The organism is Pontibacter liquoris (assembly GCF_022758235.1).
GTDB classification, from domain to species: Bacteria; Bacteroidota; Bacteroidia; order Cytophagales; family Hymenobacteraceae; genus Pontibacter; species Pontibacter liquoris.
In genome coordinates this window covers 1,594,712-1,617,674 of sequence record NZ_JALEBG010000001.1, presented here as the reverse complement: position 1 = coordinate 1,617,674, position 22,963 = coordinate 1,594,712, and the positions used below count along the sequence as shown (strand labels likewise).

The following is a 22,963-nucleotide window of genomic DNA, read 5'->3' as shown; positions in this document are numbered from 1 at the left end:
TATCCCACACACATGATATTAACCGATAAGCAGATTTTAGAGGAAGTTGAAAAAGGCACCATCCTGGTAGAACCCTTTGACCGCGCCTGCCTGGGCACCAACTCCTACGACGTGCACCTGGGCCGCTACCTGGCCACTTACAAAGACGAGGTGCTGGATGCCCGCAAGCACAACGAGATCGACATCTTTGAGATTCCGGAAGAAGGCTTTGTTTTACAACCCGGCACCCTGTACCTGGGCGTAACCCTGGAGTATACCGAAACACACGCCCATGTGCCTTTTCTGGAAGGGAAATCCAGCGTAGGCCGCCTGGGCATTGATATTCATGCTACAGCCGGTAAAGGCGATGTAGGCTTCTGCAATACCTGGACACTGGAGATTTCTGTGTCCCAGCCCGTGCGTGTTTACTATAGTATGCCCATCGGCCAGCTGATTTACTTTGAAGTAAAAGGTGGCATCGAAAACTACTACAATACTAAACAGAACGCCAAGTATAATCACCGTTCCATTACGCCTGTAGAGTCGATGATGTGGCGCAATGAATGGTAAAATAACCTGAAAAATAGAGTATAAAAACCGCCCTGGCACACGCTTTGGCGGTTTTTTGGCATCATATGTGCACTATAACTCGTATACTTATTAATCATACTACCGGAATTAATTTACACGGCTGTATGTTATTAACGAGAAATAAAACAAACTAAATACGAAAGGAAAAGACCATGAAAAAGCTAATGATGATCGCTTGTATGATGTTTGGAGGTGCTTGTGCTGTCCACGCCAGTGGCAATACAAAAACAAGAACCTCAGAAAATAAAACAGCATCTACAGTTGAAAACAAAGCAGGTGTGGTTGTAGAAAAGAGAGCGGCAACACTTTCTGATAAAATGGTGCGTGAATTAGGTCTTAACAATTACCAGTCCCGCAAAGTAAGGGAGCTGAACAAAGACGTAGTAGCCAAGAAAATGGCCATTGAGCAGCAGTTTGCCGGTAACCAGGCGCTGATCGACCAGAAGTGCAAAGAGGTGTGCGCTACCCGTGACCTGGCGCTGGAAAACGTGCTGAGCACCGAGCAGTACAACGATTACTTTGGTGATCGTAAGGCTTATGACCAGACAGAAAAAGAGTTTATGGCCAGCTTAACGGCCCCGGAAAGCGCTAAAGAGCTTGCCGACGCCACTACAGTAACTGCCGGAACTGCGACTGCAAGTATAAAGTAAAAATTGGAAGCGTAATGCTTCCTTCCTATACAACAAAAAGGGCCACTCTCCGGAGTGGCCCTTTTTATTTTAGGCATTGCCTTTGTTGTCTTTCTGCTCCTGTTCTACGTGCTTGGTCAGTTCCTGGCAAAGGGCACGCATTTTCTGGGCCATCACATCGTCGCTGGTAGCGGTGGCAATGCTCTGCGCCATGGCTCCGATGGTATCAATGTAGAAGTATTTCATTTCATCTACCGGCATATCTTTTGTCCAGAGATCGATCTTCATAGTGCCGGCCTCATCACGGTCCCAGAGGGAAATATTGATGGCTTTGGCAAAATGGATCTTCTCACCGGCATCGGTCGCACGCCAGCTAATGGCTTCCGGAATGCTTTTATCATCCAATGCGATGCTAAAGTATATTTCAGATTTCTTCATTTTCTCAAAATTTAAACTTTGTAGTATAGATATCTCGTAATATGGTTTAGGAAATATATAGGTACAAAGTTACACGATGCACTACGGAATTAAAACCCTCTTTCTCTTTTTTACGATCATCTTACTGGCCGGCTGCGCTAAGGTACCGCTGAGCACTTTTAACCTTTCAAAAAAAGGTAAACCACAGACTATTGCTTTTTATAATACCGAGAAGCTATATGACACCATAAACGATCCGAACACTGACGATGACCCTTTTTTGCCGGAGGGCGAGCTGAACTGGACGCAGGAAAAGTATGCCCGTAAGATTGCCAATATCGCCGGAGTAATCCGGGAAATAGGCGGCGGAAACGGGCCGGAAGTGATCGGCCTGGCGGAGGTAGAGAATGTGCAGGTCGTGCAGGACCTTGTAAACAGCAATGAATTACGCAAAAGCAAGTATAGCATCATTCACGTTAACCTGCCAGGTGAACAGGGGCTGGATATAGCGCTGCTCTATAAGCCGAGGGCTTTTAAACCAACTTCGCAGCAGATCATTAAAATAGACAATGGCCGTTCGCAACCTTCGTCCGGCGGCATTTTGCAGGTAAACGGAGAATTGCAGGGCGAGCCTGTCACGCTGTTCATCAATCATTGGCCCGCACGCATGCGCCGAAACACCCAGGAAGACAGTAACCTGCGTGCTGCCGCTCTTGCTCTCCGGAAAGAGATCACGGCCCTGCAGGTAGCCAACAAAGATGCCCGCATCATTGTGATGGGTGATTTTGATGCAGAACCGGCGGCACCCGTCATCAAGGACGTGCTGAAAGCCACTGGCCGGCCAAACCCTTATTACAACAAAGAGCTGTTCAATACCTTTTACATGGCCTTTGTAAATGGCCAGGGTAGCTTCTACAGCAGGGGTGACTTTATGATGTTGGACCAGATCATGATCTCCAAATCACTTATAGATGGCCGTGGGCTGGAGTATATTCGCGGGTCGGAACATATTTATAATCCGGAAAAAATAAAATTCCTTTACGGCAAGTATAAAAACACGCCGCGGGGCACTTTCTCCGGCACGACCTACTTTGGCGGCTACTCCGACCACTTCCCGATTTATATTCAGGTGCGGGAGTCGAAATAAGAGAGCCATTTTATACTTCCAAGGCTGTAGCACAAAGTATGAACAGGCCTATAAGCAGGAAAGGCGAACTATCAAGTTCGCCTTTCCTGCTTCTATAAATAGAAAGTGAATGCTTATACGTAGTTGTTTAGCATTACCGGCATTACCAGCATCAGCACATTTTCATTTTCTTCGTTGGCAAGCGGCATAAGCAAACCGGCACGGTTTGGCGTCGAAAGCTCGAAGGTGATCTCATCCGAATCCAGGTTGTTGAGCATTTCGGTAAGGAACTTGGCATTGAAACCAATCTCCATGTCCTCACCTTCATACTGGCAGGAAAGGCGCTCGTTTGCCTCGTTCGAGAAGTCCAGGTCCTCAGCGGATACCTGCAGCTCAGAACCTGTTAATTTCAAGCGGATTTGGTGCGTGGTTTTATTCGAGTAAATGGAAATACGACGTACAGAGCTTAACAGATCCAGACGGTCGATCACGAGCTTGTTCGGGTTCTGTACCGGAATCACATTCTCATAATCCGGGTAACGCTCGTCGATCAGGCGGCAGATCATGCGGATGTTATCGAAACTGAAGAAAGCGTTAGATTGGTTAAACTCTACCCGCACGGCTGTTGGCTCGGTAGGCAGTGTAGACTTAAGCAAGGTGAAGGCTTTGCGCGGAATGATCAGCGATGCTTCCTGTTTGGTCGAGATGTCTACACGGCGATAACGCAGGAGGCGGTGGCCATCAGTGGCTACAAACGTTACATTGTCGTTGCGCAGCTGCACAAAGATACCAGTCATAGCCGGGCGAAGCTCGTCGCTGCTCACGGCAAAGATGGTTTTGTTAATAGCTCTCGCCAATACGTTCGAAGGGATCTCAATGGCGTTTGCGCCCTGTACCACCGGCACACGCGGAAAATCCGTCGCGTTCTCGCCAGACAGTTTGTATCGGCCGTTTGATGAACTGATCTCGATGGTATAGGTCTCTTCGTCTATGGTAAACGTTACCGGCTGGTCCGGCAGGTTTTTCAGTGTCTCCAGCAGGATCTTGGCAGGCGCCGCTATGCGCCCGTTCTCGCGTGCTTCCACAGCCAGCTCGGTGATCATGGAGGTTTCCAGGTCACTTGCGGTAATGGTGAGCGTGCTGTTGTTTATCTCAAAGAGAAAATTTTCGAGAATAGGAACCACCGGATTGTTGGTTACTACGCCGTTTATGCTGGATAGCTGCTTCAAAAGAGCAGAAGAAGAGACGATAAATTTCATTATGCTTGCTATAATGTTATTTGGACAAAGTTATAAATATTTCGCATTTATACTAGCTGCTGAGCCGCTCCTTTTTGGGTTTTTATCTCTTTAAGGCCACTTTTTTTAAAAACGCGCATACTTACGCTTGCGCAGGTAAAAGCGCGCCAAGCCAAAGAGCAGCAACAGCACAAGCGGCGCAACCAGGTTCAGCAGTTGCCAGTAGGTTTTCTCTTCTTTCACGCGCACCTTATCGAGCGGGCGCAGTTCGATTTCTTTGCTTCTTACGTTGATCAGGCCTTCGGCGTCGAGCAGGTAATGCACCGTATTCATAGCCAGTTCCTTGTTGGCAAAGGTCACGTTGCTGTAGCGGTCAAAGCCCAATTCATAGGGCCTGTTTGTCCGGGGATCGATCTCGTTGCGCACCAGGTCGCCATCCGAAAACACGGCGATCTTAGAGGCTACCCCCTGCTCCCGCACCTGCTGGTCGGCTGCTCCCTGGGGCGCGCGGCGGTGCCGGAACAAAGAAGTAAATTTCCCTTCCAGCAAATAGCCCACCGGCTGCGGCCCGGCCTGGAACAGCTCCGGTTTCACTTCCATGCGCGCCTCCTCCAGTGTAACCGGCACGGGCACCTGCAACACGCGCGAGTACCGGGAGGTAAAGAGCAGCGGTGTTTTCCGGATGCCCTCGGCCTTTACGGTATCGATAGTGCCTACAAACTTGGTGTAAACGGCATCCAGGTTACGCGTGATCGGGTGCTTACTAAAACTGTTGATCAGCGGATAAAAGCGCCAGTTGATCATTTCGGTCTGCGGCTTATCGCCCATATACCCCGTTACCATTGGAATAAAGCCCGAGTTCATGTCCATGATCATCGTTGGGTTCAGCCGCAGGCCGTAGCGGAAGAACAGATCATCCAAGTTCAGGTTATACGGCAGGGCAAACATGCCGCCTGCTCCTACGCTGTCCATGTTGGCATTCAGGGCATCCACAAAAAAGATTGCCTTACCGCCGTTCATGATAAACTGATCGATCTTATACTTGTCTGCTTCGGAAAAAGATTTGGTGGGTTTGGCAATCAGAATCAGGTCGAGGCCTTTCAGCGAGGGAATCTGGGCCAGATCGCCCCGCGCCACACGGTAATATTCCTGCAGGGAGCCAAGCAGATCCTCTACCTGCGGCAATTCCAGCTCGCCCTGCCCGGTAATGTAACCGATAGTCTTGGTGCCCTGGAAGGCCATTTTCCGGATAGCAGAAGCCAGTTCATACTCCACGCCTTCTACCGACTGGTTCAGGCGCTCGTCTGGCGAGGCAGCCAGGTTTCCTTTCAGCAGGTTCACAGCCGTTTCCTTGCCTTTATAGGTCACCGTCGCCCCCGGAAAAACCAGCCGCTCCACCTGCTTGCCTTCTTCTGTGGCGTGCAGGTTGGTGGGGATGATTCCTTTCTTGGCTAAAGTCTGGTAAAAGGCCGTTCGTTGCTTTTCATCCAAAATGGCTGTCGGATCAATAAAATTATAGCGGATATTTCCGTCTGCATAGATCCTGAACTCGTCCAGGGTTTCCCGCACCGCCTGCTGCAGCCGCTTAAAGCCTGCCGGGAAGTCGCCCTCCAGGTAGACATTCACCACTACCTCATCAGGCAGCTTCTGCAGCATCTTTTTTGTAACCGGGGCAATCGTATACCGTTTGTCTTCGGTCAGGTCGAGGCGGAAAAAGAAGTTAGCCGCCAGTATGTTTAGCAGGATGATGGCTGCCAGCCAACCTGCAAAGCGCAGCATATCCTGGTTGCGCCTGCTTTTGTTCTGTGCTACCATTTTCTGCTCCTCAACACAAGTTTTGTAGCCAGGATCATCACGGCAATAACACTCAGGAAGTATAGCACGTCCCGGGAATCGATCAACCCTTTGCTGATGGCCGAATAATGATAGGCGATGCCTAATTGGCTGATGTAATAACTATAACTACCCCACACCGGAATAGAGGCGATGGATTGGAAGCCGGTATAGCTGATATAGCACAAGAACACGGCGATCACAAAAGAGATGATCTGGTTATCGGATATGGAGGAGGCAAACACGCCAATGGCTGTAAAAACGCCCGCCAGAAACAGCAGCCCGATGTAAGAACCGGCTACAGCCGCCGAATCGATGTTTCCGGGCGGGTTACCCAGCACATACACCGAATAATAGTATAGCAGCGTAGGCAGCAGAGCTAGCAAGGCCAGCAGCAGCGCCGCAAAATATTTGCCCAGGATCAGTTGCAGGTCAGTAATGGGTTTGGTCAGCAGCAGTTCCATGGTTCCCTCCCGCTTCTCTTCGGCAAAGGTGCGCATGGTAATGGCGGGGATCAAAAACAAAAACAGCCAGGGGGCCATGTTAAAGAGCGTCTGCAGATCGGCAAAGCCGTACTCGAGCACGCTGCTCTCCGGAAACACCCACATAAACATGCCAATGGCCACCAGGAACACTGCTATCACCAGGTAGGCGATGAGCGAGTTGAGGAAACCATTAAATTCTTTTTTAAGGATGGCGAGCACTTTTGCTTCGGTATAAAGTATGAGTTAGAAATTATATGGGCGGAAAGCTTTTTACTGCGGAGCATTGTTATACTTGCCCGGCCGCACCTTATTTTTGGTCAAAGTATTTTTCCCTGAAATACTTTCGTTTCTTTTGCATCTTACTGAGCAGCAGCTGGTTTTGTATAAATATCCCTGCCAACGCCACAGCGCCCATCGACAATACCACTTTCAAGTATAGGTCGTTCTTTTTCATATCACTTTAAATATAAGCCAGTTATTCTTTTGCCTGTAGCAGGCATTGAGCATGTTTCGATGTTTTCTGTTAACTTTCTTTGGTGAGTTCTTGGAAGACCTTTTCAAGGGAGTTCTCTTCCTGCCGCAATCCGACCAAGGGCAAGTGCTGTTCGGCGGCAATACGGAACACGCTGGAGCGGATATCAGCATCGCGGTGCGAGGTAACGCGGTACGTATTTCCTTGCGCTATACTTACCTCCAGCACACCCGGGATCTGTTGCAGCGCCTCCGCAGCAATCGGTTGCTCAAACTCCACCAAAGTTACTTTTTCGTTGCGGTTGCCGGCCTGCAGGCTTTTCACATCACTGTCAGCCACCAGTTTGCCGTGGTTAATGATCACCACCCGGTCGCAGATAGCCGCCACTTCCTGCATGATGTGCGTGGAGAAAAGCACAGTCTTATTCTCCCCCACCCGCCTGATGAGGGAACGGATCTCCACGATCTGGTTCGGATCCAGTCCTGTGGTTGGCTCATCAAGTATAAGCACCGGCGGGTCGTGCACCAGCGCCTGCGCCAGGCCCACCCGCTGGCGATAGCCCTTGGAAAGTGCCCCGATCTTCTTGCCCTGTTCCAGCGTGAGGCCACACAACTCCACCATTTCCTGCACACGGCTTTGCGCCTGCCGGCCCTTTAGGCCATATACCGAGGCTGTAAAAAGCAAGTACTCGTGCACATACATGTCCAGGTAAAGGGGATTGTGCTCCGGCAGGTAGCCCACCAGGCGGCGCACGGCAATCGGGTCCTGCACCACATCGTGGCCATTCACCAGTATCGTGCCGGCTGTGGGGGGCAGGTAGCAGGTCGCAATTTTCATGGTTGTGGATTTTCCGGCTCCGTTCGGCCCCAGGAAACCTAGGATCTGCCCCTGCTCCACGGTAAAGGAAATGTCATCCACCGCACGTTGCGCGCCGAAGACTTTGGTAAGATGCTTTACTTCAACAGACAAATTTATCGGGTGCTAGTTAGTAAGATCATTCTTTAGCTTTGCCCCTGCTGTAAAGATACCCTGACGGTGTATTGCTTCAGGGCTCCTGCAGGGCGAGCACGGGCAAGTATGGTGTGCAATTTACGAAAGCTGCGCCATACTTGCAGGTTCCTGTTTATTTCTGCCGTTTTCCTTTGGGCATCAGCGGGCGCACTTCGATATCGACATGATGATAGTTGGGATGTGATTCCAGCACATGCAATATCGTATAGGCAATGTCTTCCGGGCGCATCATGTTGCTGCTTACCGTAACGCCTTCTATGTTATCGAAGAAATTGGTTTGCACGGAGCCCGGGTAGATGCAGGTTACTTTTACGCCATAGTCGCGCACCTCTTTATACAAGGCATGCGATATACCGCGCACGGCATGCTTGGAGCCGCAGTAACCTGACATCAGCTCCACACCGGTGGTACCGGCAATGGACGAAATGTTCACGATGTGCCCTTCTTCCTGTTCTTTCATTTCCGGCAAAACCAGCCTTGATGCGTAAAAAACACCATTTACGTTGGTATCAAACATCAGCTGCCAGTCGTCTACCGATATTTCATCCAGCTTTCCGGCTATACCCAGGCCGGCGTTGTTCACCAGCACCGACACATGAATACCCAGCTGTGTGATGGTCTGATCAAAGGCCCGCTGCACTGACTCAGGATAACGCACATCGCATTCGAAGAAGCTGAAATTTTCATGCTGCAAATCGGGCGCGGTGCGGCCCCAGCCGGCTACTTTCATTCCTTTGGCGAGCAGTGCCTGCACGGTGGCAAGGCCAATGCCCTTACTTACGCCCGTAACCACAGCTATCTTACCTTCTAATTCCATTTTTTCATCGTTTATAGTGCCTGAAAGTATAAAATCCCCCTGCTTTGGCGGGCTTTATACTTTCTCTATTGCTTCAAAGAATTTCTCCAGTTTATACGGGTCCAGCAGGCCGTTGGTGCGCACTCCGCTGCAGAGGTCAACGCCAAAGGGCTGCACCACTTCAATGGCCTCCCGCACATTGTCTGCGTTTAAGCCGCCTGCCAAGAAAAGGGGCTTGCTGATGCTTTCGCGTATTTTCCGGCTAATGACCCAGTCGTGTATGCGGCCGGTGCCGCCCAGTTCTTTCACCGGCAGTTTCGGGTTACCCGAATCCAATAGGATGGCATCGGCATGTTCGGCAGCCTGTTGCGCTTCTTCCACGCTCTCTTCGCCCAGCACATGCACCACCTGCACCAGTTTTATGCCCGGCAAGGCCTCGCGGAGCTGTTGATAGCCTTCCGGTGCCAGCGCATCCACCAGCTGGATGGTGTTGGTATGCACCCGGTCATGATGCTGAAGGATACGCGCCGGAGTAGTATGACTGGTTAGTAGAAAAGACGCAATGGGCGGCGGAATCAGCCGGGCAATCTCCCGGATAAGCGTATCACTGATCACCCCCGGGCCACTGGGCATTTCTCCCACCAGCCCTAACGCCGAAGCACCTTGCTGTATGGCGGTATGCGCTTCCTGTATGCTGCTGATGCAACAGATTTTCACATGCGGCTTGTGCCCGTGTCTGATCATTTCTGCTAAACGCTATATTCTGTTTATACTTGTGTTAAATATCGCCGAGTTGCGGCCTGATCAAAAGCTCCTCTACTACGCTGCTTTCTGATAATGTATAGGCATTGTAAATCGAGACAGCGACATCCTCAGGCTTAATAAAACGCTCCGGTGGCAGGTCTACTCCTTCCCAGCTTGCCGTAAGCGTAGCTCCCGGAAGTATGGCTGTCACGCGAACATTATGCTCCTTCAGCTCCTCGCGCAAGACCTTCGTCATCCCATACACGGCAAATTTGGAGATGCAGTAAGAGCCCCCATTAATATAAGGCGTGATGCTGGCCGTAGAGCAAAGGTTAAATATATGGCCCGAGCGACGCTGGATCATGTCCGGCACAAAGGCGCGGGTTAAATAATAAGCGCTATACAGGTTGGTATTGATCATGAAAGGCAGGGCCTCGTCGTTTTCCTCCGTTATTTTGCCCGGGATAAACAGGCCGCTGTTATTTACCAGCACATCCACTTTCACGTTCAGCCCTTTTACATAGCTGGCAAACGCATTTAAGGCCAATCTATCGCTTAAATCGGCAGCCCGGTAAAATACTTTGCTAAAAGTAAACCGCTGTTCAATTTCAAGCTTCAACTTTTGCAAGTCCTTTTCGTTTCGGGAACAAGTGATAATATGAAAGCCTTCGCCGGCAAACTGCTCTATCACGGCCTTACCGATTCCTTTGGTACCTCCGGTCACCAAAATGTATCGTTGCATAAATATGTCTGAGTTTATATGTTTTACAATTTTAAACGTAATATAGGTATTAAACAGTATTTTTGTTTAGCATCACCTTGTATTCGCATGATTTAACCTCCACGCGCCCTTACCTATGCTGCAGTATTTCGGAAAGTATTTACTTTTTATCACCAGCCTGTTTTCACGCGGCGAGTCGGCCCGCATCCTTTTTAACAGGACGATCGATGAGGCCATTCTGATCGGGATCAACTCCATTGCCATTGTGGCCATCGTCTCCACTTTTATCGGCGCTGTGACCTGTGTGCAGGTATCCTATAACCTCAACAATGCCTTCATACCCCGGTCTACCATCGGCTTTATGGTGCGCGAGATGACGATCCTGGAACTGGCTCCTACTATCACTTCCATTGTGCTGGCCGGCAAGGTAGGCTCTAGTATAGCCGGTGGCCTGGGCACCATGCAGATCACCGAACAGGTAGATGCCCTGGAAGTGATGGGCATTAACTCGGCTTCTTACCTGGTGCTGCCTAAAATCATTGCCGCGCTGCTGGTGTTCCCCATGCTGGTCATTTTGTCTATGTTCCTGTCCATTGCAGGCGGCTATATAGCGGGCACGCTTTCCGGCGAACTTACCGCACAGGAATATATTACAGGCATCCGCGAAGACTTTATCGGGTATAACATCACCTTTGCTCTGATCAAGTCTGTTGTATTTGCTTTTCTGATCTCAACAATCTCTTCTTTCAGAGGTTACTTCACAGCAGGTGGGGCCCTGGAAGTGGGCGCCGCCAGTACCGCAGCCGTTACCAACAGCGTTATTGCCGTATTAATAGCAGACTTTGTGTGTGCACAGCTCCTGCTATAAGGTTAATTCTTTTTTATGATAGAGATACACAACATACATAAATCATTTAACGGCAGAAAGGTGCTGGATGGCATTAGTGGCGTCTTTGAAACCGGCAAAACAAACCTGCTGTTAGGCTCAAGCGGTACGGGTAAAAGCGTGCTGCTCAAGTGCATTGTAGGCCTGGTAAAACCCGACCTGGGCAGTGTAACCTTCGACGGAACATACTTTACCAACAACAAACTCGATATCCGGCAGGAGATCCGGCGTAAGATCGGCATGCTTTTCCAGGGTTCTGCCCTCTTCGATTCGATGACTGTGGAAGAGAACATAGAATTCCCGTTGAAAATGCTGACCGAAATGAGCCGGAGCGAGCGCCTGGACCGCGTCAATTTTTGTCTGCAGCGCGTAGGCCTGGAGAATGCGAATAAGAAAATGCCCTCGGAGCTCAGCGGCGGCATGAAAAAGCGTGTGGGCATTGCCCGCGCCATTGCGCCCAATTGTACGTACCTGTTTTGTGACGAACCGAACTCCGGCCTCGACCCGCAAACCTCGATTAAAATAGATGAGCTCATCCATGAGATCACTGAGGAGTATAATATTACAACTATTGTGGTAACCCACGACATGAACTCCGTGATTGAGATCGGCGACAAGATCATGTTCCTCTACGAGGGTAAAAAGCTATGGGAAGGCACCAGCGCCGATATTATGGAAAACCAGGTGCGGGAGCTGAAAGACTTTATTTTTGCCAACCGCTTGATGCGCTATGCCAAAAAGATGGAGGAACAGGAAGAACAGCAAGGGCTTTAAGTGCTTTGCCTGTAAACTATAAAAGGCCTGCTGTTTTGCAACAGCAGGCCTTTTATAGTTTAAGCCATTTTACAGGCCATACAGCATTCCTGCCACTGTAGCCGTCATCATACAGGCCAGCGAGGCTCCCAGCAACGCCATAAACCCTAGCTTGGATAGGTTGCCCTGCTGATTTGGCGCCATACCACCAATGCCACCGATCTGTATTGCGATGGAACTGAAGTTAGAGAAACCGCAAAGTGCGTAAGTAGCCATTACAATAGACTTTGGTGAAATAGAACCGGCATTTTTCATTTCTGCCAGATCCAGGTAAGCCACAAACTCGTTGATAGCCGTTTTTTGCCCCAGCAAACTGCCTACCTGCAAGGTGTCTACCCACGGAACGCCCATAATAAAGGCAAATACCCGGAAGATCTGACCCAAAATATACTGCAGCGAAAAACCATCAAAACGACCGGCAATGCTGGCTACAACCCACCCATTCAGGCCCGTCCAGACACCGATCATATCGGTCAGCAGGTAGTTAACCAATGCAATTACGGCAATGAAGGCCATCAGCATGCCACCTACGTTGGCTGCAAGCCGCAGACCATCCGCCGCACCCCGCGAAAGGGCATCGACCAGGTTCACGCCCAGCTGCTCGTCACTTACTTCCAGCTCGGTATTGATCTTTTCCGGCTCAGTTTCGGGCACCAGCATTTTAGCTAGCACGATACCTGCCGGTGCGTTCATGATAGAGGCTGTGAGCAGGTGGGCAGCAAATACCGCTTTCAGGGCCGGGTCATTGCCCCCCAGAAAAGATACATAAGCAGCCAGCACACCACCAGCCAGGGTTGCCATACCTCCCGTCATGAGGCACATCAGTTCTGACTTCGTCATGCGGGAAATAAAAGGCCGCACCAGCAAAGGGGCTTCTGTTTGCCCCAGGAAGATGTTGCCGGCAGCAGAAAGGCTCTCGGCACCCGACAGGCGCATGCCTTTAGACATTACCCAGGCAATACCATACACGATCTTCTGCAGCACGCCCAGGTAGTATAAGCCCGAGGAAACAGTAGAAAAGAAAATGATAGTAGGCAGTACTGAAAAAGCAAAGATAAACCCCAGCCCGTTGTTCTTACCCGGATCGGCCAGGTTGCCGAAAAGAAACTGGGCGCCGGCCTGAGAGAAATCAAGAAACGTAACAAAACCCCGGCTTACGGCCGCAAAACCATCTGCAATTAAGGGTACCTGCGTAACCAGTACGCCAAATAGAATTTGCAGGAAAACACCGAATCCTACAAGCTTCCAGTTTATTGCTCTTCTGTTTTTTGAAAATAAGAAGCCAATGGACAACAAGACCACTAAGCCAATGAGCCCTCTAAGAATATCTAACATGTTAGGGATGAAATTTGGGCCAAAAGTAAGGGTATTAAAATCATAAAACAAAAAGTCCTGCGCGTTCGGCGCAGGACTTTTCAGGTATACTTTATGTTAGGCTTAGTTACGCTTATTTAACTCATCCCGTATTTTGGCAGCCCGTTCGTAGTCTTCCTTCTCCAGGGCATCGTTGAGCATTTTATTCAATTCATCCACAGAAGTCTGGCTGAGGGATTCTTTGGCTCCCGAACTGCTGGAAGAAGAAGTGCTGGAGGTGCTGCTTTTCACGGCCATCTCCTCGTTCTCTTCTTCGTCTTCCAGATCGCTCAGAATAATACCTGCTTCCGATAAAACGCTCTCCACCGTATAAATAGGCACGCCGAAGCGCAGCCCGATGGCGATCGCATCCGAAGGACGGGCATCGAGTTCGAAATCTTTGGTGCCGTCCGTGCACATGATCCGGGAGTAGAACACCCCTTCCTTCAGGTCCGAAATCAGAATTTCGGTTATACTTACATTTACCTGTTCGGCAAAAGTTTTGAACAGGTCGTGGGTAAGAGGCCGGTTAGGGTTGATCTTCTCTATCTGGATGGCAATAGATTGGGCTTCAAACATGCCGATAATAATGGGCAACCTTCTGTTTCCATCTCTCTCGCCCAGTACAAGCGCAAACGATCCCGTCTGGGACTGGCTGGAGGAGAGCCCGAGTATCTCTAGCTGAATTTTCTTCACAGTATCTTCTAAGTCTATTTGTCTAACGCTTTGGCAGCTTCTATTAATTTAGGAACCACCTCGAAAGCGTCGCCTACTATGCCATAATCAGCGGCTTTAAAGAAGGGCGCTTCCGGATCCTTATTAATAACGACAATCACTTTAGAAGAGTTAACCCCTGCCAGGTGCTGGATAGCACCGGATATACCAATGGCAATATATAAGTTCGGGCTGATGGTGATCCCCGTCTGGCCTACGTGCTCATGGTGCGGGCGCCAGTCCAGGTCCGAAACCGGTTTGGAACAAGCGGTGGCCGCGCCAAGGGCTTTTGCCAGATCCTCTACCAGGTGCCAGTTTTCAGGCCCTTTCAGGCCACGACCGCCGGATACCACAATCTCGGCCTCAGGCAGCAACACGCCACCTTCCGAATCCTGCATTACGGTCTCTTTTGGAGCAGCGGCAAAATCAGCATCTGAAAGGGCCGCTGAAAAGCTCTCCACAGCAGCGGCATTGCCAGCAGCAGCACCGATCTCCAGGGCATTTTTCTTCACGGCAATGATCTTCACTTCAGACGTAAGGGCTACATCAGCAAAAGCTTTGCCTGAAAAAACGCTGCGAGTAACGGTAAAAGCGCCATTTTCTGTTTTTGGCAGGGTAGTTACGTTGGTAGCCAGCGAGCCCTGCAGGCGTACGGCCAGCTTAGAACCTACCGCCGCGCCAATGTTTGAATTAGAGAACACCAGCACTTTGGCGTTTTCTTTCTGCGCAGCAGCGGCAATTACTTTTACATAAGCATCGGCTACGAACTGCTTCAGCCGCTCGTCACTGTCATACAGCACTTTGCTTATACCCTGCTCGCCTAATCTGGCAAGCGCATCCTGGTGCACATCGCCAATGGCCACGGCGGTGGCTGTAGTTCCCAGGGTTTGGGCTACCTGGCTTCCATAAAATGCCGCCTCTAAAGACGATTTCTTGATCTCTCCGTTAAGACCTTCTACAAATACTAGTACAGACATGGCGTTATAGTACTTTAGCTTCGTTTCGTAATAATGAAATTAATTCTCCGGCATTTTCCGGATCGATCATCTTTACGCCGCCTTTTTTCTCGGGCTTGCTAAAGTTGACGTATTCCGTTTTTGCCGCAGTTGATACGGGCTCCACCACTTTCAGGGGCTTGGTGCGGGCCGTCATAATACCGCGCATATTGGGAATGCGGGGCTCAGACATAGGCTGCTGCGCGCTGGCCACAAAAGGCAGTTTTACTTCCACCACCTCTTTGCCCCCTTCAATTTCACGCTCCAGGCGGGCTGTCGTATCATCTACCAGGTCCAGCTTAAAAGCAGGCGTTACCGAAGGGATGCCCAGCAGTTCGCCTACCATGTTGTGTACCTGAAAACCGTTAAAATCGATGGACTCTTTGCCCATCAAAATGATATCATACTTCTCTTCTTGGGCGATAGCGGCAATCTGCTGCGCCACAAAAAAGGCATCGGTCGGGTGCGCGTTCACACGGATGGCATCATCGGCGCCAATGGCAAGTGCTTTCCGGATATTTGGCTCGGCATCGGCCTCCCCTACGTTCAATACGGTTACCGAACCGCCTTTGGCTTCTTTCAGCTCAATGGCCCTGGTTAACGCGTATTCGTCCCAGGGGTTGATCACGAACTGGACGCCATTTTTGTCAAAGGATTTGTTATCAGCCGTAAAATTTATCTTGGATGTAGTATCCGGTACGTTACTGATGCAAACTAATATTTTCATGGTTAGAAATGTTAGCTTTTAAATTTAAATTTGTGCGAAGTTAGTTAAAATATAGGCAATTTGAAATGAATCAGAACAGATTAGAGCAACTCCTCAAGTTTCTGGCAGACGACCCAAACGACCCTTTTACCTTGTATGCCCTTGCCACAGAATACCGCGCTTCCGATGTGGAAAAAGCCCGCTCATACTATGAGCAACTGCTGGCCGAGCACGAAAATTACGTAGGCACTTACTACCATGCCGCCAAACTATACGAAGAGCTTGGGCAGCAGGATGTAGCAGCGCGCATCTACAAAAAAGGGCTGCAGATAAGCCGCCAGGAAGGCAACATGCATGCTTTTTCAGAACTACAGCAGGCTTACAACAAAATGATGGGCCTCGATTACGAAGACGATTAAAGCGTATACTTCCCCGCAGCTCAGCTTTTCAAAAATAGTATGCATGCAGCATAATTGCAAGTATACTATAGTATAAAACTCCAAGACCCGTATTTTGTTGCGCCTGGTCTAAATAACTTATAATTCCGCAAACTGCTGTAAGCCTGAGCCAGGAATAAGTAACCAGGGATTCTGTGGGTGCCCGGGCTATTTCTGCCTGGTAGAAAAGAGCTCTACTGTTAACCTCATAAGTATAAGTGTGCCCCTTACCTGATCAGAATCTGGTCAGAACCTGCTGCTTTGCACCTGCAGCATGCTAGCGCATAGATGCCCCGCTCCTATTCGTGTTATACTTCCGGTGCTACATGCGTTCAAGGGGATTCTGCCTTACCGGTGGGCCACGCATTTATAAATCCTTTGCGTAGCGGCATTTCCGCTTTGCTAAATTGAGTATCTTAGAGGCTATGTTCCAGCGGCAGCTATACTTTATACTTCTATTTGCAGGCCTGCTGGTTTGCCGGCCCGTGGCTTCAGCGGCGCAGGCACCACTGCCAGACTCTGCCCGTGTAAACCAGAAGCGGCTGCTCTTACTAGGGGTAACCTTGGGAGTTGGATATACCGGTATGGTGGTTTCCTTGAACAAGGCATGGTATAAGGAGCAGGAACGTACCCGCTTTCATTTTTTCAACGACAATGCCGAGTGGAAGCAAATGGACAAGACCGGTCACTTCTGGGGGGCGTTTCAGCAAAGTCGTGCTGGGGCAGATCTTTTGCGCTGGTCGGGTGTTCCGGACAAGAAAGCGATCATATATGGCGGGCTGCTGGGGATTGCCCTCCAAACACCTGTAGAGCTTTTTGACGGCTATCAGGCAGCCTACGGGGCCTCAGCTGGCGATATGCTGGCCAACGCCCTGGGCTCTGCGGCGGTCATCTCGCAGGAACTTGCCTGGCAGGAGATCCGCATCATGCCCAAGTACTCGTTTCATACGACCCGCTTTGCCGGCATGCGACCCGCTGTGCTGGGCAGCAGCAGTAGCGAACAGGCCCTGAAGGATTATAACGGGCAAACATACTGGCTCTCGGTGGATGTAGGTGCTTTTCTGAAAACCGAAACGCGTTACCCTCGGTGGCTGAACCTGGCCATAGGCTATGGCGCCGAAGAGATGGTATACAACCACGTCCCTGCCAACAAGGCACTGGGCCTGCAGGCACACCGCCAGTTTTACCTCAGCCCCGACCTGAACCTGCTATACTTTAGAGGCAACAGTAAATTCCTGAATTCCGCTCTATATCTGCTCAGCATGGTAAAAGTGCCGGCACCCACCCTGGAATACAACAGCAAAAGGGGTTTTAAGCTGCACCCGCTGTATTTTTAAGCTGCGCCTCTTTCTGCAAAAGAACGTACCTTTGTGTAGCTATACTTGCTGATGCGAAATGGAGCGGATGTAAGAATGGAAGTATAAAGCAAACCATCAAGAAGACAAAACTATGAACGTAGGAGACCGCGTGCGACTGATGTCAGGCCGGGAAGAAGGCATCATCACCCGCATTTTAGATAACGGCATTGTAGAAGTAGCCATCGATAACGATTTTACTATCCCTGTATCACGCCGCGAAGTAGTGGTAATTGCTGCCGAAGAACAAAAATTTATGCGGCAGGATGATGAAGCTGCCTTCACGCCAAGGAAAGAGGCCGCTGCACCGGTGCTGGCTACGCAGGGCATTTACCTGGCCCTGGTACACCAATCAGAAGAGTTGCTGGCAGCTACTATTATCAACAATACCGACTTCGATGTGCTGTTTACCAGCGGCGAGGAGCGTGAAAAAGGGTACCGCGGTCTTCAAAACGATAAGCTGAACCCAAAGAATACGCGAGTAATAGCACATTACCATCTGAAAGACTTCGAGAAGTGGCCCAGCCTGCTGATCCAGTTCATCCAGCACCGTAACGGCGGCACTTCCCTTTTCGAGCCCGTAACCAAACGCGTGCAATTCCGGGCCAACTCCTTTTATAAGAGCAAAAAAATGGCGCCCGTTCTTAACAAAGAAGCCTACCTATTTCAGTTAGATCAGAAACCGGTAGCTATTGACACGAATAAGATAAGGGAGCAGCTAAGTGATACCCCCACCCAGGCAGAGGGCTTTAAGCTGCAGGCACCCGAGCACGAAGTAGACCTGCACATCGACAAGCTGGTAGAAGACCACAGTGGTATGAGCAACAGCGCCATGCTGAAACTACAACTGGAGCGTTTCCAGGATGCTTTGGAGCGAGCTATGGCTGCCAATATGCACGAGATCATTTTTATTCATGGCACCGGAAACGGAGTTTTACGCAAGGAGATCCAAAAGATCCTGAGCCATACGCCCGGTATCCGTTTCTTTGAAGATGCCCGCAAAGAGAAGTTTGGCTACGGCGCTACGCTGGTACGGTTAAGGTAGGCGGCAGTGGTTTTGTGCTACCAGTTAAGCACTACACGAACTTAACAGCATAAAAGCAAGTAGATAGTTCACAAATATAATCTCTCCAAAAAACTGGCTTTAAGATACTTATAGCCCTTACTAAATAACTGCAGCTCCTAGGTTACATACTCCTGATAGTATAAAAGCTATCAGGAGTATGTAACCTAGGAGCTATAAGATTCTGTCTCCCACTGTCTCCCACTACTTTTAAGAAGTCCAGGTCGCCATCTTTCCTCGTTCTATACACGATACTTCGAGCGTATAATTACACCTGCCATATCTCCTACTTTCTAGCACATTTCACCTTAATTATTTGGGCTCACCCAAAATCAATTTATAGCATATATTATATCCCTTTAACATGTTTAATTATAATTTAACTTAACCATAACATCGCCCCTATTCTTCCGTATTGTATTTTATGCACATTAATTTAAATGTTGCTAACAACATGCATGTAGCAGCATTTCTTTTCCGCGCATTCTATATCAGCATATAATTATATAACTGCCTATACATGAAACCCTGCAACACCCTTTACCCTCTCTACATACTTTTGATCGTATTACTTTTTACAAACTGCGCCAGCAGAAAGGGGGCTTTATACTTTGAGAATGTACAAACCTCTGAATATAATGGGAATTTGCAGAACCTGGAGCCTGTCATTCAAAACAATGATTTATTGAGTATCGTGATCAGCAGTTCGAATCCGGCCGCTTCGGAGTACTTCAATACGTTTAATATCAGCGATACCCGCTCTATTACCGCTACCAATTCCATTACGCAAGCTGTAGGCTACCTGGTAGATCAGGAGGGGAATGTCCAGTTACCTTTTCTAGGGAAATTAAAAGCATCAGGCTTAACCAAAAAAGCGCTCAATGACAAAATCAGGGATGAGCTGATAAATCGTAAACTGCTGATTGAACCTGTAGTAGATATCCGCTTTCTGAACTATAAGGTCTCTGTTTTAGGGGAAGTTGCGCATCCGTCTGTATTAACGGTTCCCAATGAAAAAATAACGCTTTTAGAAGCCCTAGGCCTGGCCGGTGATTTAACCATCTATGCAAACCGCGATAATGTGTTACTTATTAGAGAAGAGGAAGGCAAGAAAAAACTAATCCGGATCAACTTAACAACAGATGAACTGTTTACGTCGCCATACTACAACCTGAAATCAAATGACATTATTTATGTAGAGCCAAATAAAGCCAAAGTTCAGAGTTCGGGTAATGCAAAACTTTGGCTTCCGGTCGTGTTTAGTGGCTTGTCAGTGGTGGTGATTGCACTTGATCGTTTGACGAATTAAATTTTAGGAAGCTTTATTTATAAAGGTATGGCAAGTTCAGAAAATAATCTACTTTCGACTCTGGTATATAAGTACCTGCCCTTCTGGCCCTTGTTTGCGCTTTTGCTGACATTCTTCTCTGCGTGTGCGTGGGGTTATATGAACTATTATTCTATTCCTGTTTATGAATCATCGGCTACTCTGATCATAAAGGATGAGAAAAAAGGCGTAAATGATTCCAGGATGACCGAGTCCATCGATGCCTTTACCTCTAATAAAATTGTAGAGAACGAGATCAAGGTTTTATACTCCCGTGCCCTGATGAAGCAGGTTGTTAAATACCTCAGGCTTTATGCTCCTGTTTATGAGGAGGGTAAATTTAAGACCATGTCTGCCTATACAACTTCCCCTGTTCAAATAAAGGTAAAATCCCCGGATAAGCTAAAAGAAGTAGCAAAGGTTTATTTTACGATAGATAAGAACCGGAATAAAATAAAAATCGGAGATAAAGAATACCCATTAAGAGAATGGGTTCAAACGCCATATGGTATTATGAAATTTACCTCGAACCCTAAACGTACAGCCCTGAATACAGACCCGCTTTTCTTTTCCCTGATCAAACCTAAGAAGGTAACAGAGGACTTACTGGAGAACTTAAGCATCGAGGCTGAAAATAAATTGTCGACTGTAGTGAATCTGAAGTTGTATGATCCGGTACCCGAACGCGGCGAAGAGATTCTGAACACGCTGATCCATACTTACAACGAGGTTGCTGTAAACGAAAGGAACAAGCTGGCCGCCAATACCCTCTCCTTTGTTGAGGACCGCATCAAGCTGGTTGAAAAGGAACTGGATGTGTTAGAAAATGAAGTTGTCAAATATAAATCCAGGAAAGGTGTTGTAAACCTAAGCGAACAAGGGAAGCTGTTTCTGAACAATGTAGGCGATACCGACCGAAAGATCAGCGAACTGAACCTGCAACTGGCAGTGCTGGATAAGGTGGAAAGGTATGTTATTTCTAAAAACAATTCGGCGGGCATCGTGCCGTCCACTTTGGGTATCAATGACCCAGTATTGTCGCAGCTGTTAGAAAAGCTATACAACTCAGAAATCGAATATCAAAAATTAAAAAAGACAACGGCTGAGAATAACCCTATACTGGTGTCTATTACTGATGAAATAGAAAAGATTCGCCCCAGTATTCTCGAAAATATCGGTAACCAGCGGAGTGCTTTACTGGCAAGCCGCGCAAACCTGACAGCTACGAACAACCAATACCAGACCGTTCTGCAGACAATTCCGCAAAAAGAAAGGGAACTGCTTGAAATTAGCCGGCAACAGGCTATTAAAAATGATGCCTATAGCTTTCTGCTACAGAAAAGAGAAGAAACAGTTTTGTCTTATGCCCCTACCGCCGGCGATACCCGGATTGTGGATATGGCTGAATCATCTTTACTGCCGGTTAGTCCCAGACCATTACATGTTTACCTTATTGCGGTGGTATTGGCCTTCTTTTCCGGTATTGCCATGGTGATGGGTAAAGAATTAATGAATGGCAAGCTGTTATTCCGGTCCGAAATCGAAGAGCATACACATGCGCCCATTGTAGCAGAACTATCATTGGTGAAACAACCGAAAGCGAGTTTGTTTCTGAAGCCTACCGAAGTAACAGTTATTGAGCAATTCCGTCAGCTAAGAGCAACGCTGGGACTTTACGGCCGCACCTTTACAAAAAAGAAAATAATGATTACGTCGAGTATACCGGGCGAAGGAAAAAGCTTTGTAAGCACTAACCTGGCGTATAGCTTGGCCTCATCGGGCAAAAAAGTGGTGCTTGTAGACTGTGATCTGCGAAACCCCAGAACATCGCAGTTGTTTGACCTTTACCAGCAGACGGGCCTTACAGAATATTTAGAAGAAGATATACAGCCTCAGAACATAATTTATGATACCCCTTTCAGTAATCTTAGTGTTGTAGCGGCAGGTATAAATATCGGCGATAACACTGAACTCCTGCTTAACGGACGACTGGAAGTACTATTCACATACCTGGAAGATGCCTTTGATTATATTATCATAGACACGCCACCTTTGGAACTCGTGTCAGATGCCTATTTATTATCTGAGTTTTGTGATATGACCTTGCTTGTAATGCGTCATGCCTATACTCCCAAAAATCTGGTGCAGCGCCTGGGGCAAGATCATAAGCTACGGTCATTGTATAATGTTGCCATCGTATTTAACGGGGTAAAACCAAGAGGTTTTGTCAAAGGCCAGTATGGTTATGGATACGGTTATGGCCATGACTTTAAGTATGGTGATAAAACTTACAGAAACAGAAGCATCAAGACCGGCGCATAGTTAGTTTACAAGCCGTAATTGCCTCAATTAGCTCCCTTAATACTGCCCTGTAGCAATCTTACATCATCCTGCTAAGTTGCTATACCTTAAATTATCTTTAACCCGGTTACGCTATGTGACTGAGGAGGGCGAAGCCGTATTTCTTACGGGAATGAACAAATCAAATGCAAACTGTTATGAATCAAAATTGGTATGCCATCTACACCAAACCCCGTTGGGAGAAAAAGGTAGCAGATAATTTAACGCTTCATAACGTTTCGAACTACTGCCCGCTTAACAAGGTACTAAAACAATGGAGTGACAGAAGAAAAACAGTACTGGAACCCCTCTTCACCTCTTATGTATTTGTTCATGTTGAGGAAAAGCAACTAAGTGAGGTAAAAAAAGTGAATGGTGTTTTACACATACTACACTGGTTAGGGAAACCTGCTATAATAAGAGATAACGAAATTGAATTGATCAGACAATTTTTGAGCGAACACCAGCATGTAAAGTTGGAGAAAGATCAGCTTCATTTTAATGATAAGGTAAAGATCAACAGCGGCTCACTCCGGGAACGGGAAGGTACTGTAGTGGCTGTAAAAAACAACCGCGTAAAAATTGCGCTCCCCTCTCTTGGCTATATAATGTATGCTGAAGTTGAAAGCGCCAGCATCGTAAAAGCAACCGACTGATTCTGCAGTAATAAAAAGTGAAATGTAGCCGTCGCCGACCAAATAAATGAAAGACTTGACAAGCTTCAATGAGGGGAAGAGGTACAGAATAAACAGCAGCTGTGAATTGGGATAAATAGTCAGGTAGAAACAAGTAATCTCATGCATTCATAACAAATGCTGTATCCGCGCTGATGGAATGTAGAGAAGGTTTGATTGCAAGTATAGCTAAAACCAAAAGCACTTGTTCCTGCGAGCTGTAAAAAATATAGTTAAAAACATTCATGCTTAAGTATA

Annotated in this window: 24 protein-coding genes; 11 read left to right on the top strand and 13 right to left on the bottom strand. The window is 48.2% G+C overall.

The window, feature by feature from the left end; genetic code table 11:
* The first annotated feature begins 12 nt into the window (after positions 1 to 12).
* Positions 13 to 549 carry a dCTP deaminase gene (gene dcd / locus LWL52_RS06625; RefSeq protein ID WP_242918124.1) on the top strand — a complete coding sequence of 179 codons (537 nt, stop codon included), beginning with the start codon at positions 13 to 15 and terminating at the stop codon, positions 547 to 549.
* Positions 550 to 722: 173 nt separating this feature from the next.
* On the top strand, positions 723 to 1,220 hold the full coding sequence (locus LWL52_RS06620) for a DUF4890 domain-containing protein (protein ID WP_242918122.1): 498 nt from the start codon (positions 723 to 725) through the stop codon (positions 1,218 to 1,220).
* Positions 1,221 to 1,289: 69 nt separating this feature from the next.
* On the opposite strand, the gene gldC is transcribed toward LWL52_RS06620, so the two are convergent.
* Complete coding sequence (gene gldC / locus LWL52_RS06615; RefSeq protein ID WP_242918119.1) at positions 1,290 to 1,637, bottom strand: gliding motility protein GldC; 348 nt, start codon at positions 1,635 to 1,637, stop codon at positions 1,290 to 1,292.
* Positions 1,638 to 1,713: 76 nt separating this feature from the next.
* Between gldC and LWL52_RS06610 the strand changes: the two genes are divergently transcribed.
* Positions 1,714 to 2,763 carry an endonuclease/exonuclease/phosphatase family protein gene (locus LWL52_RS06610; protein WP_242918117.1) on the top strand — a complete coding sequence of 350 codons (1,050 nt, stop codon included), beginning with the start codon at positions 1,714 to 1,716 and terminating at the stop codon, positions 2,761 to 2,763.
* 113 nt (positions 2,764 to 2,876) lie between these two features.
* Here LWL52_RS06610 and dnaN read toward each other — a convergent pair whose 3' ends face one another.
* The 8 genes from dnaN to LWL52_RS06570 all read right to left on the bottom strand — a co-directional run bounded on the left by dnaN (position 2,877) and on the right by LWL52_RS06570 (position 10,063).
* Positions 2,877 to 4,001, bottom strand: a complete 1,125-nt coding sequence (dnaN, locus tag LWL52_RS06605; RefSeq protein WP_242918116.1) for a DNA polymerase III subunit beta — start codon at positions 3,999 to 4,001, stop codon at positions 2,877 to 2,879.
* Between the two features lie 105 nt (positions 4,002 to 4,106).
* The gene (gene gldG / locus LWL52_RS06600) at positions 4,107 to 5,795 is read right to left on the bottom strand and encodes a gliding motility-associated ABC transporter substrate-binding protein GldG (protein WP_242918114.1); all 1,689 of its coding nucleotides are present in this window, start codon (positions 5,793 to 5,795) and stop codon (positions 4,107 to 4,109) included.
* Positions 5,789 to 6,517 carry a gliding motility-associated ABC transporter permease subunit GldF gene (gldF, locus tag LWL52_RS06595; RefSeq protein ID WP_242918113.1) on the bottom strand — a complete coding sequence of 243 codons (729 nt, stop codon included), beginning with the start codon at positions 6,515 to 6,517 and terminating at the stop codon, positions 5,789 to 5,791. Before gldF ends, gldG begins: the two co-directional genes overlap by 7 nt.
* An 88-nt stretch (positions 6,518 to 6,605) precedes the next feature.
* A complete protein-coding gene (locus LWL52_RS06590; protein ID WP_242918111.1) occupies positions 6,606 to 6,752 on the bottom strand; it encodes a hypothetical protein in 147 nt (48 codons plus the stop codon).
* A 69-nt stretch (positions 6,753 to 6,821) separates the two neighbouring features.
* Positions 6,822 to 7,739, bottom strand: coding sequence for a gliding motility-associated ABC transporter ATP-binding subunit GldA (gene gldA, locus LWL52_RS06585; protein ID WP_242918109.1), 918 nt, complete (start codon positions 7,737 to 7,739; stop codon positions 6,822 to 6,824).
* A gap of 154 nt (positions 7,740 to 7,893) precedes the next feature.
* Positions 7,894 to 8,598 (bottom strand): SDR family oxidoreductase, encoded by a 705-nt coding sequence (locus tag LWL52_RS06580; protein WP_242918108.1) that lies wholly within the window; start codon positions 8,596 to 8,598, stop codon positions 7,894 to 7,896.
* 54 nt (positions 8,599 to 8,652) lie between these two features.
* Complete coding sequence (locus LWL52_RS06575; protein WP_242918106.1) at positions 8,653 to 9,321, bottom strand: phosphoribosylanthranilate isomerase; 669 nt, start codon at positions 9,319 to 9,321, stop codon at positions 8,653 to 8,655.
* Between the two features lie 34 nt (positions 9,322 to 9,355).
* Entirely contained in the window at positions 9,356 to 10,063 is a 708-nt protein-coding gene (locus LWL52_RS06570; protein WP_242918104.1) for an SDR family oxidoreductase, read from the bottom strand.
* A gap of 115 nt (positions 10,064 to 10,178) precedes the next feature.
* Between LWL52_RS06570 and LWL52_RS06565 the strand changes: the two genes are divergently transcribed.
* Positions 10,179 to 10,910 carry an MlaE family ABC transporter permease gene (locus tag LWL52_RS06565; RefSeq protein ID WP_242918103.1) on the top strand — a complete coding sequence of 244 codons (732 nt, stop codon included), beginning with the start codon at positions 10,179 to 10,181 and terminating at the stop codon, positions 10,908 to 10,910.
* Between the two features lie 15 nt (positions 10,911 to 10,925).
* Positions 10,926 to 11,702 carry an ABC transporter ATP-binding protein gene (locus LWL52_RS06560; protein ID WP_242918100.1) on the top strand — a complete coding sequence of 259 codons (777 nt, stop codon included), beginning with the start codon at positions 10,926 to 10,928 and terminating at the stop codon, positions 11,700 to 11,702.
* Positions 11,703 to 11,771: 69 nt separating this feature from the next.
* Here the strand turns inward: LWL52_RS06560 and LWL52_RS06555 are convergent, their stop codons facing one another.
* From LWL52_RS06555 to LWL52_RS06540, 4 genes are all read right to left on the bottom strand, one after another.
* Positions 11,772 to 13,076 (bottom strand): NupC/NupG family nucleoside CNT transporter, encoded by a 1,305-nt coding sequence (locus LWL52_RS06555; protein ID WP_242918098.1) that lies wholly within the window; start codon positions 13,074 to 13,076, stop codon positions 11,772 to 11,774.
* 102 nt (positions 13,077 to 13,178) lie between these two features.
* Positions 13,179 to 13,790, bottom strand: coding sequence for a bifunctional nuclease family protein (locus LWL52_RS06550; RefSeq protein WP_242918096.1), 612 nt, complete (start codon positions 13,788 to 13,790; stop codon positions 13,179 to 13,181).
* Positions 13,791 to 13,804: 14 nt separating this feature from the next.
* Positions 13,805 to 14,785, bottom strand: a complete 981-nt coding sequence (locus LWL52_RS06545) for an electron transfer flavoprotein subunit alpha/FixB family protein (RefSeq protein ID WP_242918094.1) — start codon at positions 14,783 to 14,785, stop codon at positions 13,805 to 13,807.
* Between the two features lie 4 nt (positions 14,786 to 14,789).
* Complete coding sequence (locus tag LWL52_RS06540; protein ID WP_242918092.1) at positions 14,790 to 15,530, bottom strand: electron transfer flavoprotein subunit beta/FixA family protein; 741 nt, start codon at positions 15,528 to 15,530, stop codon at positions 14,790 to 14,792.
* Positions 15,531 to 15,595: 65 nt separating this feature from the next.
* On the opposite strand from LWL52_RS06540, the gene LWL52_RS06535 reads away from it, so the two are divergent.
* The 6 genes from LWL52_RS06535 to LWL52_RS06510 all read left to right on the top strand — a co-directional run bounded on the left by LWL52_RS06535 (position 15,596) and on the right by LWL52_RS06510 (position 22,687).
* Complete coding sequence (locus tag LWL52_RS06535; protein WP_242918090.1) at positions 15,596 to 15,928, top strand: tetratricopeptide repeat protein; 333 nt, start codon at positions 15,596 to 15,598, stop codon at positions 15,926 to 15,928.
* Between the two features lie 425 nt (positions 15,929 to 16,353).
* Entirely contained in the window at positions 16,354 to 17,283 is a 930-nt protein-coding gene (locus tag LWL52_RS06530; RefSeq protein WP_242918088.1) for a DUF2279 domain-containing protein, read from the top strand.
* A gap of 112 nt (positions 17,284 to 17,395) precedes the next feature.
* On the top strand, positions 17,396 to 18,346 hold the full coding sequence (locus LWL52_RS06525) for a Smr/MutS family protein (protein WP_242918086.1): 951 nt from the start codon (positions 17,396 to 17,398) through the stop codon (positions 18,344 to 18,346).
* Between the two features lie 538 nt (positions 18,347 to 18,884).
* The gene (locus LWL52_RS06520; protein WP_242918083.1) at positions 18,885 to 19,673 is read left to right on the top strand and encodes a polysaccharide biosynthesis/export family protein; all 789 of its coding nucleotides are present in this window, start codon (positions 18,885 to 18,887) and stop codon (positions 19,671 to 19,673) included.
* Between the two features lie 27 nt (positions 19,674 to 19,700).
* Positions 19,701 to 22,013, top strand: coding sequence for a GumC family protein (locus LWL52_RS06515; RefSeq protein ID WP_242918081.1), 2,313 nt, complete (start codon positions 19,701 to 19,703; stop codon positions 22,011 to 22,013).
* Positions 22,014 to 22,189: 176 nt separating this feature from the next.
* Positions 22,190 to 22,687 carry a UpxY family transcription antiterminator gene (locus LWL52_RS06510; protein ID WP_242918079.1) on the top strand — a complete coding sequence of 166 codons (498 nt, stop codon included), beginning with the start codon at positions 22,190 to 22,192 and terminating at the stop codon, positions 22,685 to 22,687.
* The last annotated feature ends 276 nt before the right edge of the window (positions 22,688 to 22,963 follow it).